We start from the raw sequence: 18515 nt of genomic DNA, 5'->3' as shown, positions 1-18515 counted from the left end.
ATGCCGAAGGCTTTACGCGTATTAGTTGTCAGTTGTTGACACAATCTGATCTAATACCCCGACCCACAAGTGGAGTGGTTTTTAAATATTTTTGCCACTAACTACTAACCACTGACTATTGACAAAACTCTATCCCCTTGTGGGTGGAGTTTTTATATTTGTTTTTACGTGAATAACATAGATGAATCCTGACAAGCCACAGTATAGCGATAAAATTATTAGTGGTAAACCTATTCTCGTAAAACAATGATCAATAACTGTAGTAAAAAACACTAAAAAGCAAAGTAAAAATACTGTCTAACAACCTCTCTTTTCTAGTTTCCCGATTAATTACAATCTGCTGGTGTCAGATTCCTGAATTATCTGGAAAATTTAGGATTAGCCAGAATTATAGTCGTAGCCAGATAGATGAAGACATCAACTTCAGATAAAATCCTCTCGACAACAAAAGGCTTTCAAGTCCGTCAGTCAACTGTCAACTCTCAACCATCAACAGCTATAAAAGGAAGAATCAAGCCTAAAATCTAGTTATTGAACAAAAGCGGTTTTATCATTCACCTACTCAGGCTGATTACAGTATTTATTTAGTTCTTTAACTAAGGTATCTGCTTCTTTGCCAGTAGTATTTGCGACTTTAGTGAGAGCCGTGTCAATTTCTGTTCTAGCCTTTTTTAGTTTTTCTTTACCTGTGGGTGATTCTTCCGCTAATTTAGCTGCACCAAGCGCCTTACCTGCTGTGGCGATCGCCTGACTAATATTTTGGAACACTTTGATGAAACTAGTTTGAAATTCCTTGAGATTTGGGTCTGTGAAATTAAGTTCTGCTAAAGAGGTTGTAATTGCTTCTAAATCCTTTGATAGTTGCAAGCTTGTAATGACTTGTTGTCCTTTGTTTTGCTCAATCAGGTAATTTCCCGCATTTACCACCTGAATGAGTCGCTGACATTGGGTGATTTTATCTTCAAAACAACCAGTAAGCAATAAAGAGATAGTTATACTTATACCAATAGGAATAATAATGTTATATTTGCGACTCACTGACATAAATTCTTCATCAAAAAACAAATCCCAACAATCGTAGCTAATAATCTAGCTATTTTGGGATAAAATCCTCACAAACCTTAAAAAGTAAAAACCCAGGCTATGTTATTGCTAGCCTGGGGAAACTATTTAGACATCTATTGAACACTATTTTCTATGCAATCTATTTCTGTCATTCATTGTTTGAAGGGTGACTTAACAGCAGGATGAGAAAAAGTACTCTCTTCAAACAATCTTACAAATTTGATATTTTGATCGCGCTTTTTTTGCGTTGAACAAGCAAAGCAGCACCTGCAAATAGACCAAAGCCAAGCAAAGCAGAAGGTTCAGGTACAGCTTTAGCCGGGTCATAGTCATAAGTGACTGTAATACCTGCTTTAGCGAAGGTATCAACGTAGGAAGTGATGTTACCTGATCCAGACACTTGGGATGTAGCGATCGCACTAAACAAAAAGTTCAAGTCACCAGTACCGATGAAAGACTGTAGAATGGCACTGTCTGTATAAGTTTTTGTATCTGAACCTGTGGCATTTAGTCCAGCAATAGTTCTTCCAGAAGTACCGCCAAAGTCGAGTCTTTGATCGAATCTACTAACTTGATAAGCGGAAATATTTGCTGGATTGAGCGATAGTAAGATGCTGTCTAGTTCTAAGGTTAATTTACCAGCAAGTTTAACGTCAATTGTGGTAGCATTAGCAGCTCTGTTTTCAAAACCTGCTTCTCCTGTCACATCTCCAGTAAATTGCAAGGTTACACTTCTGAGTGTACCAAGGGATGTATCAAACTTACTGACACCAATAGATTGATTAACAATGTCGGTAGGAGCAAAATCTGTGCCACCTGAGAAGGATATAGTAGCTGCGCTAGCAGATCCAGCAGTAGCAATAATTCCAGCGAGGGTTGTAGCAGCACCTAGTGTTTTAAACAGTGTTGTTGTCATGGGTAAATAATTTAGCTAAAAAAAGAATTGCAAAATGGCTAACTTATTTGTAACGCTGGAATCTTGTTTATTGGGTTGATAAATATACTTAAGTTTTCGTGAAGCTTTATCAACCTATCAAATTGTTAGAATACGTCCGCGTGATTCTTTCCCGGTAAACATTTAGCTTTTATCTTAACTAAGAATGTCTGCTAGTAAATTCTCGTAATACGGCTATTTTATTAGTGTATTGGTATTTACTTATTGACCAATTTATAAAATATGCGTAGTATCACGGTTTTGCTGGGCAATGCCTATTCCAGCACATCCAATTTTTTATTTAATAATTGATTCATGCGAAATTGTAATTGTTGTTGGAATCGTTTAGTACGTTGATAAACTAACTTACGTTCCTTACTAGAAACACAATCAAAAACCTTGTCATTTAATGTTTCTACAGGCTCAACAAAGTAATGTAAGCGAGTTCTCATTGCCCAAACACCCATTGAAGGGAAGACAATTAAAGCAAATATTAAAGGTGATATCGGTAAAAACGGTAGTTTAAATAATTTCCGTAATTTTTTTAAATTAATAGTCCAAGGATGTAAAGATTCGCTACCGATGCAGATAACAGGGAGAATGGGGATATGATAGCGATCGCTCAATTGTAAAAAACTCAAATCAAACTTCTGTAATTGGTAGCGTTGTCGCCAGCCTTTACGAGGCCCCCGTATTCCTTCGGGCGCATATAACAGAATTTTACCCTGGGCTACGGCTGCCTCAAAATCACTCAAATCAGCCCGGACTGCACCCAAAACCTGCGACCATTTGGGAGGTAGCCACCACACCATCCAAGGATGTTCAAATAATGACCCCTCTGCTATTGGTTGGGCTACCCAACCTCTTGTTTGACCTAATAAATAACCCAAACTAATAAAATCCCAAGGGAAACACATCCCCGCGTGATTCATCGCCACAATCATCGGGCCTGTTGATGGTAAATTCTCAATTTGATGCAATTCACCACGGAAATAATGCTGCACTATTGGGGCTAAAATCTCTTCCCGAAAAGCCTGTTGATAATTGGGGTTAAATTCCTCAGCCTCTATTCTGGGAGAACGACAACCCAGGCGCAACCATCGAATCAAAAATGCTAAATAAAATCCGCAAGGAATTAAAAATAATAAATACTCTAACCAATTCCATCCATCTGGGTCTTGATGATAATGTTGCCAGTGACGGTTAAATAAAATCAACCAGCCAGGAGGATACCACAAGCAAAACCAATCAAACCAGCTAAATTTATACCCTTGGTTGATATTCTGCTCTAAGTGAGTATTTGTCAAACTTTTAGATGGTTGATTAATCACAAATATTTAATATTCAAAGATAAAAGTTTTATTAGGAAAACATCCTAGCCTGAAAAATTTATCATTTGTATCCGACTATAGACGTAAAATTTACTACATTTTCCAAGAAATCATAGGTAATGGAATACTCCAATCACCAATCACCCATTACCCATTACCCAACTTATGATTCCTCTTCCCAAGTACGCAATTGCAAATACACAAGAACCAAAGCTATAGCTAAAAGTACTGTTGCGGCGGCGGCGGCGTAACCAAAATCAAATTGTCCGAAAGCTTCTTGGTAAATGTAGTAAACCAGTAAGTTGGTTGTATTTAAAGGGCCTCCACCAGTCATTACATAAACTTGCTCAAAACTCCGCAATGTGAAAATAGCCGTGGTGACAGTGGCAAATATTAAAGTGGGTCTTAATCCCGGTAGAGTGATATGCCAAAATTGTCGCCAACCATTGGCACCATCTAATTCTGCGGCTTCGTAGCGACTGGGGGGAATGGCTTGCAACCCCGCCAAGAACACCACCATATTAAACCCTAGTTGTTTCCAAATACTTAAAATAATTAGTACAGGCATTGCCCAAAATGTATCTCCGAGCCAGGAAATTGTAGGAATGCCAAATATATTTAAAAATGCGTTTACCGGGCCAGAGGTTTGAAACAACCAACGGAAGCCTAAACCAGCAGCAACAAGAGAAATAATTGATGGCAGAAAATAGGCACTACGCAGCACCCCTCGCAAGGCCATAGAACGGTTCAATAAAACTGCTAGCCCCAAAGGAATAACTAAGCTGGGGATTACAGAAGCTACGGTAAAATAAACGGTGTTGCCAATAACTTGCCAAAAATCAGGGTTAAGTAACAATCGCCAGTAATTCTTGAAGCCTACCCAATACGTACCGGTGGAAGTGAAACTACCAGCAGTAAAGCTTAAATAAAACAAATAGGCGATAGGCCACAATACGAATAAACCCAACAAAATTACAGCCGGGGCAAGAAAAGTCCAAGCGGCGAATGTATCATTGTCTAACCATGACTTAGTAGATATTTTTGGCATTATAATCTTCCTCTCAGCTGTCTTGAAAATGGGTGTAAGAGCGTGTTTGAAAAGTGGTTTACTGTGATTTTAGACACTTGTTGATCCCCCCTCACCCCCCTTAAAAAGGGGGGAACTAGAATCAAAGTCCCCTTTTTTAAGGGGGATTTAGGGGGATCTGAAATATTTGGTTACACCAATAGGGATTTTTCAAACATCCTCTAAGGGTGTAGGTAAAAGAAATTTTCTCATGAGTAACTAACTTGAAAGTGCTGAGTGTATATTCTTTCCCAATCCCCAGTCCCCATTTCCCCAGCCCCTAATTTTGAATTGTTTATGACCCTCCGCCCTGATTCTACCTTTAGCCTTGTTTCTCCCAGCATTAATACACATCAATTTTCTCATAGCGCTCCTGTGAAACTGGGGGTAATGGCTTCTGGTAGTGGTAGCAATTTTGAGGCAGTTGCTCAAGCTATTGAAGACCAGCAACTCAATGCCCAAATCCAAGTTTTAATTTACAATAATCCCACCGCTAAAGCAGCAACTAGAGCAGCTAATAGAGGAATAGAAACGGTTTTATTAAATCACCGTGAATACAAAAATCGGGAAGTTCTTGATCAAAAAATTGTGGAAACTCTACGCCAATATGATGTGGAATGGATAATTTTAGCTGGTTGGATGCGTGTGGTAACATCGGTTTTAATTGATGCCTTTCCCCGGAGGATTATTAATATTCACCCTAGTTTATTACCTAGCTTTAAAGGTATTCATGCTGTAGAACAAGCTTTAGAGGCTCAGGTGAAAATTACAGGCTGCACTGTGCATTTAGTTTCTTTAGAAGTGGATAGTGGGCCGATTTTGATGCAGGCTGCCGTGCCAATATTACCCGATGACACAGCAGAGACACTCCATGCCAGGATTCAGATTCAGGAACACCGTATATTACCACAGGCGATCGCTCTGGCGACTCAAGCTAATTTAACGGAAATTTTTCTGCCTACGACTGGCGCAGTTTCCACAAACAACTAGAAATCCAATTGGTTATAATATGAGCCACAATTGGCACTAGCAAGTTACCACTCAACAAGGCGCTATACCCCAGTATTACCCCAACAATGGTTGCCCAAACAACGTAAGGCCATTGTTGGGAACCACTCAGGTGCAGAATGCCAAAACATACACTAGAACCAATAACGGCAAAATGATCTAATCCTAAAGCGGGTAACATAACACCGCGAAATAACAATTCTTCACTTAATCCTGGTAATAACCCCAACCAAATTAAGTCCGGCCAAGCCAAAGGTTTCAGCACTAATTCTAAGTAGTAGTCGGCGCTTCTGCGGTATGCCTTCCAAAAGTTATAAGCTAGCCCACTTAAAACAGTAATAATTAACCCTACACCAAGCCCCAGCAAAAAATCTCTTGGGTACCAATGCCATTCAAATAATAAAAAGTTCCCAAAGCGCAACCATAACTTAGCAATTGTCCACAACAAGACGGCAGTTACACCCATCGCCACTAGCACTTGGGTACGTGTTAAGTATGGAATTTCTGGTTCTTGTTTTTGTTGTTCAACCACGGGAGTTTTAGGGGAGTGGGGAGAAAATAACTGTTGACTGTTAACTGTTAACTGTTGACTGTTGATTAATGACAAAGAGACTTTGGATTAATGCCTGCTTTGTGAGCTACTATTAAGCCGACTGCTTCTAAATAAGATTTTACTTGTATGGATTTAATTCCTAAGGCATGGGCAGGTACTTGAATTTGAGTTTGATTTTCCTCTACAGTGATGATTTGGCATTGCTTTTGACTTAGGCTAAGTAAGGCGCTGCTACCGCAGGCTGTTGCTGGCATGATAATAGCATCCACTTGCTCTGCCCAAATGTCTTCTAGGTGAGATTGACTTGACTCTTTCTTTAATATAAATTTTGGTGCGCGGCTTAATCCTACGAGTACGCTCGGTAAGAAAGTATAACCTAATTCTTCTGCCGCAGAACGGGGTGATAAGCCTGGATATGGGGGTTCTGGTGCTAAGGCGGGGGAATGGGCGCAAGGAATCTGAAAGTTTCTGACTACTAAATGGCTAATGACTGCTTCTGCCCCGGCAATGGGGTCTACACCTTGACCGTGACGGTAATTTTGCGCTGCTACCTCATCCATATCATCGGGGAAACGGGCAACAATTGCGATCGCTTCTGCCCCATTTTTGTTAATTAATATTTCCGCCGCTCGTAATAAACTATCGGGGTTACCAATTGTTCCCCAACTTGCCCCTGATGATGCAGTCCGTAATTCTACGCTCAAGGGTGCATCAGTAATTACATGATCTGTGATAGTTAAGCCTAAAGTCGCGCGCGCTGCATCGGCTGCTTGTAGGTGTCGTAGTCTTAAATCTGGCTCAATTCCCTGATCTAAAAGTAACCCAATTTTATTATTGCGTACAGGACGCAAACCCCAGCATCCGGCAGCAAATTTATCAAGCCCATAACCTTCCACATAGAAAGAATTAGGGATGTTCCAATACAAACTAGCACCATTAAGGACATTGGGGTGAGTTATCAGGCGATCGCAAACCTGTGCTATTAATCTAGCAACGGGTAAAGCATCCCCCGCATATCCCCCAATCGCTGCACCAACACCAGTTGGGACTATGAGAATAGCAGTGTAAGGACGATTCATATTCAGTGCTGAGTTAATGTAGCTTAAAAATTATTGCGGATTAATGGGTTAATTTTCAGTTGGAGGCATTTTAGCCCCCTCAATATTTATCAATACTCAGCACTTAGATACTTCCAGATAAAACAATATCTCAAATGTAGGGTGCGTCAGTATAAATAATTTCTTGGTACAGTTAAGTTTTTTCGCACTGACGCACCCTACTAACCGTCAATTTGGAATAATTTATTTTTTGGTGTTCTCTGAGAACTCCCTACTCAGCACTAACTGTAGTCACCACAGCTTCTACTGTCGCCTTTTGTTGTTCTTCATCTATAACAGTAATCGCCCAACGCAGAGGTTCACCTTGCTTTTGCAACTCAGCCTCAATGGCTGCTTGTAATTCTGTGGGTGTTTCTTGGATGTCGATTTCTGCGCTAATAAAATGAGTTGTCATCGCTGTCAATCCAGTTGATTTGTAGCTTCTAGAATAACCGATTTCAGCCGTATGCAAATACTGAGTTGATTTTATAGTTGGTGTAAACGGTAGTGGGTAATAGCGAATAGGTAATTGTTTTTTACTATTAACTATTACCAATTACCAATTACCAAAATTATCTTACTTACCGAATTGCTTTTGATAAACAGTGTCTTCTTTTTCGGTTTCAATTTTCAAATCGGAACGAGGATAGGCTACACAAAGTAATGCGTAACCTTGTTGTTGTAATTCTGGGCTAACCCCCATACCATCAGTTTGATCTACAGTTCCGGTAATAATTTGACCAGCACAAGTTGTACAAACACCAGCGTGGCAAGAACTAGGTAAATCTAACCCTTGTTCATCTGCAACTGATAAAATGGTTTTATCTTCAGGAACTTGTAAAGTGTGGGTTTTACCTTGGTGGAGAATCTCAACGGTGTAAGTCTTAGACATATTCTAAAAAACCAATGCAATAGACAAACTTATTATTATATCTGAATTGTTTAACAATATTGCAGATATAGTCAATTAGTACAGAAAGCGCGATCGCCTGAAAAGTTACTGGTGATGTATCAAATACTTTCAGATCCCCCTAAATCCCCCTTAAAAAGGGGGACTTTAATTCTAGTTCCCCCCTTTTTTAAGGCTAAGGTGTACACACATCTTTGTGCAGAGTGCAAAATATGGTTCGATCCCCCTAAATCCCCCTTAAAAAGGGGGACTTTGATTCTTGTTCCCCCTTTTTTAAGGGGGGCTAGGGGGGATCAAAACGTTATGGAGCTAGGTTATCAGACTTGTGTGTACACCGTAGCCTTAAAAAGGGGGGTTAGGGGGGATCAACCAGTGTTTAAACACATAGCCAACCACTCATCAAATAACCTCTGAGATTAGATGCACAGATATTATTACTATCATAATCTGGCTGATTGATGATGATTTGCGTAGAGAGAGCATCCCCGTAGCGATCGCACTTTACCCGCACATCCTGAAAATACTTTGGTAGAAGAGTTTCATCAATTACTATAATAATCACTAATTATAGTTAAATTTGCTTAGTTATACTTATGCGCGATCGCGTTTCCTTAGAAACTGTATCTTTAAGTCTGCCTTTTGGCATTGGTTCGATGTCGTGGAAAGTCAACACCACAGAACAAAAGGCGGCTTGGTCGCTATATGTGGAGTTGGTGACGCGCATTGCTGTGCAACCTTTAGCACTTGACCAAGGTTTAGTGCGAGAAGCTATGAACTCTCTTTATAGTTTATTCGGTACAACCCGCGAAATTCTCAAAGCTGCTGGGCCTGATGTGGGTGCTAGTCGTGATTCTGTGGGGGGAATTGCTATTGCGGTGTTGAATAATGGTTTAAGACCGTTTTTGTCAAAATGGCATCCGTTATTGCAGGCGTGGGAAGCTAGGCGACCTGTGGGGGTGAGTCCCAAGGAACATGAGCAGAGTTGGTCTGAGGAAGCGACGGCGCGAGGGGAGTTGGAGGCTTTGCGGGTGGGTTTAGAGCAGTATGCTCAGGCGTTGGCGACTATTGCGGGTGTGGGGGAGTGATAAAAATCATTCGTGATTAGATGGTTTTTGTTGATGTGAAAACCTTTGTATAAATTTTCTCTAAAACATTTATACAAAAATATTTGGTTTGTTTAGTAATACCGGACATTGAAATATTAAGGAATTATATATGAAGCGTACTCATGATATATTTCTCAGTCATGCGTCTGAAGATAAAAGAGGATTTGTAGACAAACTATACAAAAAACTAACTCAAGCAAAATATAAAGTATGGTATGACAAAGAAGAAATCAAATGGGGAGACAAATTAGAGGAAAAAATTGACGAAGGACTCAATGCGTCAGCGTATGGAATTGTTGTCATTAGCGACAATTATTTTGCTGCCAACAAAACATGGACTTTTATGGAGTTCGAGGAGATATTAACAGCTAATAATATTCTCCCTATTTTGCATGGTATAGATATGCAAACAATAAAATTAAAATATCCTAAAGAATATAGAAAAATAAAGGATTGGTACGCAATCAGTAGCGATAAAGGAGTTGATTATATTGTTCATGAAGCAAAGAAAAAAATAGGTAATAATACAATCGAAAACTATCGAAGAATACATAGAAGACCAATATATCAACCATTAATTGATGGGATTGGAAGTTTGATAGATGAAATTGGATATTTGATAGATGGAATTGGATATTTTATAACCCACGGTAGCGACGGTGGAATAATAATTAATTCGGCTTGGATATGTGGATGGGAAATCTTAAGCGGGTGGGTGTATGTTTTTTTTCACCAGAGTCCGATTATTTTGCTGCTAATTGTTGTTGTAAGTATGTGGGTTGGGTTTGCATTCTTTCCTCGCAATAATTGGTTCGGGAATTATAATTTGAACTTTTTTGAGTGGGTTTTGTGGTGGCCTTTGGCTTTTGTGTATTGGGGATTTTTGAATGGAGTATCATTGGGGTTGAAGTCTGCCGGGATTTCAGTGCCGATACCGAATGTGCAGGGTGTGGGGTTATATGATGGTTTGGTGTACAATCTTGGATTGGATGTTAATAGTGATGCTTATAAGGTGTTCTTAGTGTGGTTTCTTGGTGGCTTTGTCGGTTGGCTATACGCAAGATTTAGGCTTTAAAGTTTAACATTTTAAAGCCTAAATTTCTAAATATTTATTACAAGCTAAAAGCATAGGTTGGGTTAAGCGCAGCGCAACCCAACATGAATCTCGTAAACTCAACACTTATATTAGTGTATTTTTCAACGACGGCAAAAAACGACTTCCCCAACTGTTCCTTTTTTCTGGCTTCGGCTTCGGGCGATATTTCTTACAAAACTGACGATACTTAGCCGCACATTCTTCTAACGTTCTCCCTAATTGCAAAAACGCCGGATGCCATTGAGTGATACCATCATTACTCAAACGGTCATGAGTGCCGTAATTACTAAAGTCGTAGAAAAAACCCTGCTGTAAACCTGCTGCTTTCGGGTTAGCGTGGATATATCGCAGAGTATTTAATGCACGCTGTTTATCTGTATTAGCAAAACCTGTACTGTGATAACGCTTTTCCCAAAAATGCCCAGTCCGGTTAAGCATCCGGTTAAAACACATAGCGGTGTACCAATTCAGCCAGTGCATAATCTTAGGTAAATCTTCTGGTTCTTTTGGTTCTAGTAGATAATGCACATGATTACTCATAATGCACAGAGCATAGAGCTTAAATTGATATTTTTCCTGTGCTTTTTTAATAGCGTAAAGAAAAACCTCTCGACACTCTAACCGCGTTAAGCGAAATTCGCGGTTATTGCAGCGTGTCGTGATGTGGTAAGAGAAACCTGATTGTAAATTGCGTTTTGGGCGAGCCATAAAAAATTGCTATGGTGTACACATAAGTTATTTGATCCCCCTAAATCCCCCTTCAAAAGGGGGACTTTAATTCCAGTTCCCCCCTTTTTAAGGGGGGTTAGGGGGGATCAAAACGTTATTAAGCAACTTTATAAAACTTATATATACACCGTAGACTTTTTCCTACTATTTAAAAGTAACTAAACCCTGTATCTCTTCACAAACACTATCAAAATCATGTAAAACCTGACTATTTGTAAACCTAATAATCTTTAAACCATATCCTTCTAAAACTCTTGTTCTCTCTAAATCATAGTCTTGACCTTCATCTGTAAAATGGCTATCCCCATCAATTTCAATGACTACTTGTAAAGTAGGACAATAGAAATCTACTATAAAATGGTTAATTGGTCGTTGCCTTAAAATCCGTAATGGGAAATTCCTCAGATACTCATACCACAGCTTTTTTTCTGCTGGTGTCATGTTTTTACGAAGTTCTTTTGCTCTTTCTACAAGCTTTGGATTGTAAGGTAAATGGAAATTTCTGCTATTAAGGTTGTTTGTCATAATTTCTGCGTTCAAGCTTCTGGAAAATCTGGCTGTGACTTTAGGTATTTGCTGATCCCCCCTAACCCCCCTTAAAAAGGGGGGAAAGTAAATCAAAGTCCCCCTTATTAAGGGGGATTTAGGGGGATCAAACCACATTCTGCACCTAGCATAGAGATGTGTGTACACCGTAGCCATAAAAAGGGGGGAAAGTAAATCAAAGTCCCCCTTAATAAGGGGGATTTAGGGGGATCAAACCGCATTCTGCACTTAGCATAAAGATGTGTGTACACCATAGCCTTCTCTAATGCACTGACCAATAAACTTTAATCATCAATATTAAAATGTTGACGCTTAAGATTAAAACATTAAGCCTTAAAGCTAGAACATTAAGCCTTAACCTTAAAACATTAAGCCTTAAAGCTAAAACATTAAGCCTTAAAATTAAAACGATCGCTCTTAACTCTGCACTAAACAGGCAATGTATTGAAGCAATTAAGAGAAATCACGCACATAAATCAAAAATCTGGCAAAATAAAATGTGAATTTTGCTGAACTAGAATCTAGCTTAATTAAGCCAAAATAGCTTTGTAAAGTTTTGAAAAGTGTAAACTTATGGCTAGAAAAAAGCGTAGTTCCCGGATTCTAGAAAAAGCCGAGTTTAGAGTTGCCGGATTAAAAGCAATTGATCCAAAGCTCAAGTTTGATGATACTTACAACTTACAAAACTTAGCGCAATTAATCGAGCAGTTTCAAAAAATGCTTGATGATTATAACGCTGCCATAGCAATAGTTGATTCCTCTAAAATTAAGCTAGATGAAATGGAAAAAAACTTAAATCAGGTTTCAGATAAAATGTTGATGGGGGTTGGGTTTAAGTATGGTAAAAACAGTAGTGAATATGAACTTGCAGGTGGAGTTAGAGATAGTGAACGTATCCGTAAAAGTAGGTTGACACGATTGAAATCTAATTCTGATAAAATATCAAATGAAACTGCTATAACTGTTTAATACAATAGTTGCCAATCGAGTGTAAGAGGTTGTTCTAGAAGTGGTTGGCTGTGATTTTAAGTATTTACTGATCCCCCCTAACCCCCCTTAAAAAAGGGGGGAAAGTAAATCAAAGTCCCCCTTATTAAGGGGGATTTAGGGGGATCAAACCACATTCTGCACCTAGCATAGAGATGTGTGTACACCGTAGTCTTAGAGGTTGTTTGAGAAGTGGTTGGCTGTGATTTTAAGTATTTGCTGATCCCCCCTAACCCCCCTTAAAAAAGGGGGGAATTAGAATCAAAGTCCCCCTTATTAAAGGGGATTTAGGGGGATCTAAAATGTTTCGCTACCAAGCATAGAATTTTTCAAACATCCTGTAATACATATTATTGTGGGGGCAGGATATATTCTGCCTCTAGCTGTATAACTAATTGCCATCTCTTCAGTGAAAATTTTGCTCCAAAACTATACTTTAAGTATAAAATAAAAATCCTCGTAAGCGATTATTAGTAAGGCTTTTAGACAGAAAATAGGGTAAACTTTGATAGCTAAATTTTGTCTAAAAATACTTCATAATTAAGGTAAGAACATCCGAAGAGAAAACACAAAAATGTTGGAATCATACCGTCAACACGTTGCCGAAAGAGCAGCACTAGGCATTCCTCCCTTACCGTTGGATGCAAAACAAACTTCAGAATTATGTGAATTGCTGAAGAATCCACCAAAGGGTGAAGAAGATACATTATTACATTTATTGCGCGATCGCGTTTCCCCTGGTGTTGATCCAGCAGCTTATGTCAAAGCTGGCTTTCTCACCGCCATTGCCAAACAAGAGGTGAAAAGTCCCATCATTTCGTCCATAGACGCGGTGCAATTGCTAGGCACAATGGTAGGCGGCTATAATGTACAATCCTTAATTGAGTTGCTGCAATTCGCCACAGTATCCGTCTCTGACTCTTCCGAAACACCATTAGTTATGGGTGGAGAAGGCAAAGAACCAATAGCAGCCTACGCCGCCGCAGCCCTTAGCAAAACCTTGCTGGTGTATGATGCTTTTCACGATATTATAGAATTGGCAAAAACCAACCCCTATGCTAAACGAGTAGTTGATTCTTGGGCAGCAGCCGAGTGGTTTACAACTCGCCCACAATTACCAGAATATATTAACGTCACCGTTTTTAAAGTACCAGGGGAAACCAACACCGACGACTTATCCCCCGCCACCCACGCCACCACCCGCCCAGATATTCCCTTACACGCTTTAGCAATGCTAGAGTCAAGGCAACCAGGAAGCTTGGAAACCATTGCTGAATTGAAGAAAAAAGGGTTTCCCGTTGCTTACGTTGGGGATGTAGTTGGTACTGGTTCCTCTCGTAAATCGGCAATTAACTCAGTTTTGTGGCACACAGGGGAAGATATTCCTTATGTTCCCAACAAACGCGCCGGGGGGTATATTTTAGGTGGAGCGATCGCTCCCATCTTTTTCAATACAGCTGAAGATGCCGGTGCTTTGCCTATCCAGTGCGATGTTACCAAGTTAGAAACTGGTATGGTGATTACCATCTATCCCTACAAAGGCGAAATCACCAACGAAGAGGGCGAAGTTATTTCTACCTTCACCCTCAAACCAGACACTATCCTTGATGAAGTCCGCGCCGGTGGACGCATCCCCCTACTAATTGGCCGTACCCTCACCGACAAAACACGCCAAGCACTAGGGTTAGAACCAAGCACCTTATTTATCCGTCCCCAGCCACCAGCAGACACAGGTAAAGGCTACACTTTAGCACAGAAAATGGTAGGTAAAGCCTGCGGTTTACCAGGTGTCCGTCCCGGTACATCTTGCGAACCCATCATGACTACCGTTGGTTCCCAGGATACCACCGGCCCCATGACCCGCGATGAATTAAAAGAACTCGCTTGTTTAGGTTTCAGCGCTGATTTAGTCCTGCAAACCTTCTGTCATACCGCCGCCTATCCCAAACCAGTAGACATCAAAACTCACCACGAATTACCCGATTTCTTCTCTTCCCGCGCTGGTGTAGCTTTGCGCCCCGGTGATGGTATCATTCACTCTTGGCTCAACCGGATGCTGTTACCCGACACCGTAGGTACAGGTGGCGACTCTCACACCCGCTTTCCCTTGGGTATTTCCTTCCCCGCCGGTTCCGGGCTAGTCGCTTTTGCTGGCGCTTTGGGTGTTATGCCATTAGATATGCCAGAATCAGTTTTGGTACGATTCAAAGGCGAATTACAACCAGGAATCACCCTACGAGATATTGTCAACGCCATTCCCTATGTCGCCATTCAACAAGGTTTACTGACAGTCGAGAAGGAGAACAAGAAAAATATCTTCTCTGGACGCATCATGGAAATTGAAGGCTTACCAGATTTGAAAGTCGAACAAGCCTTTGAACTTACCGATGCAACCGCCGAACGTTCTTGTGCAGGTTCCACCATTAAACTGAGTGTGGAGACAGTCGCCGAATATCTGCGTTCCAACGTAGCCCTACTGAAAAACATGATTGCACGAGGTTATCAAGACTCCCGCACCCTCCTGCGCCGTATCGCCAAAATGGAAGAATGGTTAGCCAACCCCGTGTTATTAGAAGGCGATGCAGATGCGGAGTATGCAGCCATAATTGAAATTGATTTAAACGACATCAAAGAACCAATTGTCGCTGCTCCCAACGACCCTGATAATGTTAAGTTATTATCAGAAGTTGCTAATGACCCAGTACAAGAAGTATTCCTTGGTTCTTGTATGACAAACATCGGTCATTATCGCGCCACAGCAAAAGTTTTGGAAGGTGCAGGAGAAGTCAAAACTCGCTTGTGGATAGCACCACCAACCCGCATGGATGAACACCAATTAAAAGAGGAAGGTGTATACAGCATTTTTGGTGCGGCTGGTGCAAGAACAGAAATGCCTGGATGTAGTTTGTGTATGGGCAATCAGGCGCGAGTTGCTGACGGAACCACAGTATTTTCCACCTCCACCCGCAACTTTAATAACCGCATGGGTAAAGGTGCGCGAGTGTATTTAGGTTCTGCTGAATTAGCAGCAGTTTGCGCGTTATTAGGTCGCATTCCCACAGTGCAGGAATATCTTGATATTGTGGCAAGTAAGATTCATCCTTTTGCTGATAATTTATATCGGTATTTGAACTTTGATCAAATCGCCGGTTTTGAGGATGAAGGCCGGGTGATTTCTAAGGAGGAACAAGCTTTGTTAATATAGCTTGATTAGGGTGAGTCTTGATGGCTCACCTCAAACTCATTAATAAAGTAAAAATGCCAGCAAAAGATATTTACCACGATGCAGTCAAAAATGCTTTAATAAAGGACGGTTGGACGATTACTTTTGACCCTTATCCTATTAAGTATGAAGAAGTTAAATTACTGGCTGATTTAGCTGGTGAAAAAACTATTTCTGCAACAAAAAAAGGAGAACTAATAGTTATCGAAATCAAAAGCTTCCTTGGTCGTTCAACTATGCGTGAATTTGAAACAGCATTAGGTCAATATCTAATTTATCAAACATTCCTCGATATCACCCAACCTCGGTACAAAATTTATTTGGCAATTAGTAAAAACATTTATACAAAGTTCTTTCAACAAGTTGCAATTAAATTAATTTTGCAAAAATATCAGGTTTTACTGTTAGTTGTTGATATCAGTAAAGAGGAGATTATGCAATGGATAAATTAATTCATTATCAAGATTTAATCAAACAAATACTCACAGAGTACGAAAAAATTTCTTCTCAAGTACCTGATCCTGATATAGATGAGGTATTGATGTTTGATGATCAAAGAAGTCAATATCTTTGGTTTAATATTGGTTGGAAAAATGATAAACGAGTGAAAGCAATTTCTGTTTATGTTCGTATTAAAAATGAAAAAATTTACATTGAGGAAGATTGGACAGAAGAAGGAATAGCTACTGAATTATTAAGAAAAGGCGTACCGAAAGAGGATATTGTTTTAGCTTTTCATGATCCAGAAACTCGGAAATTGACGGAATTTGCTGTTGCTTGAGTAATTTCTAAACAGTAATAGATTTTGTTGACATAAGGTTAGGCTAACATGGGTCTTGATATATTACATTGAATTTAGGAAATAATTATGATTACAATAAAAAACTGTCCGATTGTGATGAATTTCATATTTTTCATAATTATGAAAGTGAGTTTTGAAAAACTCACCTCTCACTTAGCTCAGATGTACAATTTATTCGTATTAGTTCATTTAAATTTCAACCATTAACAAAAATAACTTGTCAACTATGGTAACTCAATTAAAAATCACAGACGAAGACAAAGAAAATGCTGAAATAGAAATTCGTGACAAAACAAAGCGTGTTGACTATAACACCTTAGAATACCCGATAGAAGTAATTATTCAAAAATATTTAGAGGGAAGAGAAGAAGATGAAAATGAATTATTTATTCCAGACTATCAACGAGAAATGTCTTGGGATGACGATAGACAATCAAAATTTATTGAATCTTTGATTTTAGGTTTACCAATACCTTACATTTTTGTTGCTGATATATCAGGTTCAGAAGATTTAGCACGGTTAGAAATTATAGATGGTACACAACGTATTCGTACTTTAACTAGGTTTATCAAAAATGAACTTAAATTACAAAATCTTGAAAAATTAAAAACTTTGAATGGGTTTACTTTTGAAGATTTACCACTACCACGTCAAAGACGTTTTAAGAGGACTACTATTAAAATGATTATATTAACAAAAGAAGCAAATGAAGAAATCAGAAGGGATGTCTTTGAAAGAATTAATAGCGGTAGTGTTGAATTAAATGAAATGGAGAAACGCCGAGGAGGTAAACCAGGTAAATTTCTCGATCTAGTTGAGGAATTATCAAAATATCAACAACTTCTAGACTTATGCTCTTTTACTAAAACTGAAATCGCTAAAAGAGACCCACAAGAATATGTTTTACGTTTTTTTGCATTTTTAAATAATTATCAAAATTACTCTGATTCTGACAGAAAAGTGCATAAGTTTTTAAACAATTATTTAGAACAAGAAAATCAATCTAAGTCATTAAATATTGATGAAATGAAGAGGGAATTTTATGCAGTCTTGGAATTTGTAAGAAAGTATTTTCCTGATGCTTTACATATTTATCGAAAAACAAAGAATCAATATGAACCGACGACTAGAATTAAATTTGAATCCATTTGTGTAGGTGTCGCTCTAGCATTAAGAGAAAGACCGAATTTAACTCCAAAATCAACTGATTTTTTAGATAGTCAAGCATTTAAAGATTATACTAAATCTGATACATATAGTTCTCAAAATAAAGTCACTAATCGTATTCATTATGTTCGTGATCAGCTTCTGGGGAATTAATGAAAAGTACGTTATTTAAAGATTTTGATGAACGCGCTCAAGAAGTTAGTAGATATTTTTTATTTTTGAAAAATTTAGAGCAAGGTTCAATCAAATTAAGCATGGGTAATGATAAGAATACCAAAATTAAATTAATAAACAATAATTTAGAGAAAACTCTCAAAGCAACAGGGTTCTTATTACTGTATAACCTGATAGAATCCACAATGCGTAATGCAATTACAACAATTTTTGATGAATTTCAAAATAAAAATATTTCTTTTGACGATGTCACCGATAAAATCAAAAAAATTATTATTAAAAATTTCAAGGATAACAACTCTACTGACACTCTTTTACAAAGTATAAATAATATTTCATGTGATATCATATCTAGCAGTTTTGATAAAGAAAAATTATTTTCAGGGAATCTTGACGCAAGAAAAATACGACAAACATCTGAGATGTATGGTTTCTCCTGTAAAACAAATGCTAAAAAAACTAAAGATGGTAGCGACTTATTAACTGTTAAGACTAATAGGAATGATCTGGCACACGGTTTTAAATCATTTGAGGAGGTTGGTAGAAATGCTACTGCGGACGAATTACTTGAAATTCAAAAAAGAGTTATTTCTTATTTAAAGGAAATATTAGAAAATATAGAGAATTATCTATCTAACAAAGAATATTTAAAATAGTTAGCTCAGGTGAGTGGTGAGTTAGGGTTGCACCCCCTCACCCTAAAGAACGATCGCCTCCACC

Annotated in this window: 20 protein-coding genes; 9 read left to right on the top strand and 11 right to left on the bottom strand. The window is 38.8% G+C overall.

The annotated features are described in order from the left end of the window. Positions 1–558 precede the first annotated feature (558 nt). From H6G14_RS03310 to H6G14_RS03295, 4 genes are all read right to left on the bottom strand, one after another. The gene (locus tag H6G14_RS03310) at positions 559–1044 is read right to left on the bottom strand and encodes a hypothetical protein (RefSeq protein WP_190565715.1); all 486 of its coding nucleotides are present in this window, start codon (positions 1042–1044) and stop codon (positions 559–561) included. Between the two features lie 232 nt (positions 1045–1276). Continuing rightward, positions 1277–1981 (bottom strand): choice-of-anchor E domain-containing protein, encoded by a 705-nt coding sequence (locus H6G14_RS03305; protein WP_190565714.1) that lies wholly within the window; start codon positions 1979–1981, stop codon positions 1277–1279. A gap of 293 nt (positions 1982–2274) precedes the next feature. After that, complete coding sequence (locus H6G14_RS03300) at positions 2275–3330, bottom strand: 1-acyl-sn-glycerol-3-phosphate acyltransferase (RefSeq protein ID WP_190565713.1); 1056 nt, start codon at positions 3328–3330, stop codon at positions 2275–2277. A 163-nt stretch (positions 3331–3493) separates the two neighbouring features. Further along, complete coding sequence (locus H6G14_RS03295; protein WP_190565712.1) at positions 3494–4378, bottom strand: carbohydrate ABC transporter permease; 885 nt, start codon at positions 4376–4378, stop codon at positions 3494–3496. A 315-nt stretch (positions 4379–4693) separates the two neighbouring features. On the opposite strand from H6G14_RS03295, the gene purN reads away from it, so the two are divergent. Continuing rightward, complete coding sequence (gene purN, locus H6G14_RS03290; protein WP_190565711.1) at positions 4694–5386, top strand: phosphoribosylglycinamide formyltransferase; 693 nt, start codon at positions 4694–4696, stop codon at positions 5384–5386. Here purN and H6G14_RS03285 read toward each other — a convergent pair. The 5 genes from H6G14_RS03285 to H6G14_RS03265 form a co-directional block, all read right to left on the bottom strand. Next, positions 5355–5936: a CPBP family intramembrane glutamic endopeptidase gene (locus tag H6G14_RS03285; protein WP_190565745.1), complete on the bottom strand. Its 582-nt coding sequence runs from the start codon at positions 5934–5936 to the stop codon at positions 5355–5357. The genes purN and H6G14_RS03285 overlap by 32 nt on opposite strands. 65 nt (positions 5937–6001) lie before the next feature. Continuing rightward, entirely contained in the window at positions 6002–7036 is a 1035-nt protein-coding gene (locus tag H6G14_RS03280; protein ID WP_190565710.1) for a DUF3326 domain-containing protein, read from the bottom strand. Positions 7037–7286: 250 nt separating this feature from the next. Next, complete coding sequence (locus H6G14_RS03275) at positions 7287–7469, bottom strand: hypothetical protein (protein ID WP_190565709.1); 183 nt, start codon at positions 7467–7469, stop codon at positions 7287–7289. A gap of 162 nt (positions 7470–7631) precedes the next feature. Continuing rightward, positions 7632–7946 carry a 2Fe-2S iron-sulfur cluster-binding protein gene (locus H6G14_RS03270; protein ID WP_011317442.1) on the bottom strand — a complete coding sequence of 105 codons (315 nt, stop codon included), beginning with the start codon at positions 7944–7946 and terminating at the stop codon, positions 7632–7634. Positions 7947–8340: 394 nt separating this feature from the next. Then, complete coding sequence (locus tag H6G14_RS03265; protein WP_190565708.1) at positions 8341–8526, bottom strand: hypothetical protein; 186 nt, start codon at positions 8524–8526, stop codon at positions 8341–8343. Positions 8527–8557: 31 nt separating this feature from the next. On the opposite strand from H6G14_RS03265, the gene H6G14_RS03260 reads away from it, so the two are divergent. Together H6G14_RS03260 and H6G14_RS03255 are read left to right on the top strand one after the other, a co-directional pair. Further along, positions 8558–9049: a hypothetical protein gene (locus H6G14_RS03260; RefSeq protein ID WP_190565707.1), complete on the top strand. Its 492-nt coding sequence runs from the start codon at positions 8558–8560 to the stop codon at positions 9047–9049. Positions 9050–9179: 130 nt separating this feature from the next. Beyond that, on the top strand, positions 9180–10145 hold the full coding sequence (locus H6G14_RS03255) for a toll/interleukin-1 receptor domain-containing protein (protein WP_190565706.1): 966 nt from the start codon (positions 9180–9182) through the stop codon (positions 10143–10145). Between the two features lie 105 nt (positions 10146–10250). Here H6G14_RS03255 and H6G14_RS03250 read toward each other — a convergent pair whose 3' ends face one another. Continuing rightward, positions 10251–10874, bottom strand: coding sequence for a transposase (locus tag H6G14_RS03250; protein WP_242053330.1), 624 nt, complete (start codon positions 10872–10874; stop codon positions 10251–10253). A 165-nt stretch (positions 10875–11039) separates the two neighbouring features. Continuing rightward, positions 11040–11420, bottom strand: coding sequence for an endonuclease domain-containing protein (locus tag H6G14_RS03245; RefSeq protein WP_190565705.1), 381 nt, complete (start codon positions 11418–11420; stop codon positions 11040–11042). Positions 11421–12014: 594 nt separating this feature from the next. On the opposite strand from H6G14_RS03245, the gene H6G14_RS03240 reads away from it, so the two are divergent. The 6 genes from H6G14_RS03240 (at position 12015) to H6G14_RS03215 (ending at position 18451) form a co-directional block, all read left to right on the top strand. After that, positions 12015–12410, top strand: coding sequence for a hypothetical protein (locus tag H6G14_RS03240; protein ID WP_190565704.1), 396 nt, complete (start codon positions 12015–12017; stop codon positions 12408–12410). A gap of 592 nt (positions 12411–13002) precedes the next feature. After that, positions 13003–15633 (top strand): bifunctional aconitate hydratase 2/2-methylisocitrate dehydratase, encoded by a 2631-nt coding sequence (acnB, locus tag H6G14_RS03235; RefSeq protein WP_190565703.1) that lies wholly within the window; start codon positions 13003–13005, stop codon positions 15631–15633. A 53-nt stretch (positions 15634–15686) separates the two neighbouring features. Beyond that, positions 15687–16103 (top strand): XisH family protein, encoded by a 417-nt coding sequence (locus H6G14_RS03230; protein WP_190565744.1) that lies wholly within the window; start codon positions 15687–15689, stop codon positions 16101–16103. Next, the gene (locus H6G14_RS03225) at positions 16091–16432 is read left to right on the top strand and encodes a XisI protein (protein WP_190565702.1); all 342 of its coding nucleotides are present in this window, start codon (positions 16091–16093) and stop codon (positions 16430–16432) included. Before H6G14_RS03230 ends, H6G14_RS03225 begins: the two co-directional genes overlap by 13 nt. 247 nt (positions 16433–16679) lie before the next feature. Beyond that, on the top strand, positions 16680–17774 hold the full coding sequence (locus H6G14_RS03220; RefSeq protein WP_190565701.1) for a DUF262 domain-containing protein: 1095 nt from the start codon (positions 16680–16682) through the stop codon (positions 17772–17774). Further along, complete coding sequence (locus tag H6G14_RS03215; protein ID WP_190565700.1) at positions 17774–18451, top strand: MAE_28990/MAE_18760 family HEPN-like nuclease; 678 nt, start codon at positions 17774–17776, stop codon at positions 18449–18451. Before H6G14_RS03220 ends, H6G14_RS03215 begins: the two co-directional genes overlap by 1 nt. The last annotated feature ends 64 nt before the right edge of the window (positions 18452–18515 follow it).

The organism is Nostoc parmelioides FACHB-3921, from assembly GCF_014696625.1.
Classification (GTDB): domain Bacteria; phylum Cyanobacteriota; class Cyanobacteriia; order Cyanobacteriales; family Nostocaceae; genus Trichormus; species Trichormus parmelioides.
The sequence above is the reverse complement of the archived record's forward strand: the minus strand, read 5'-3'. Positions and strand labels throughout refer to the sequence as shown.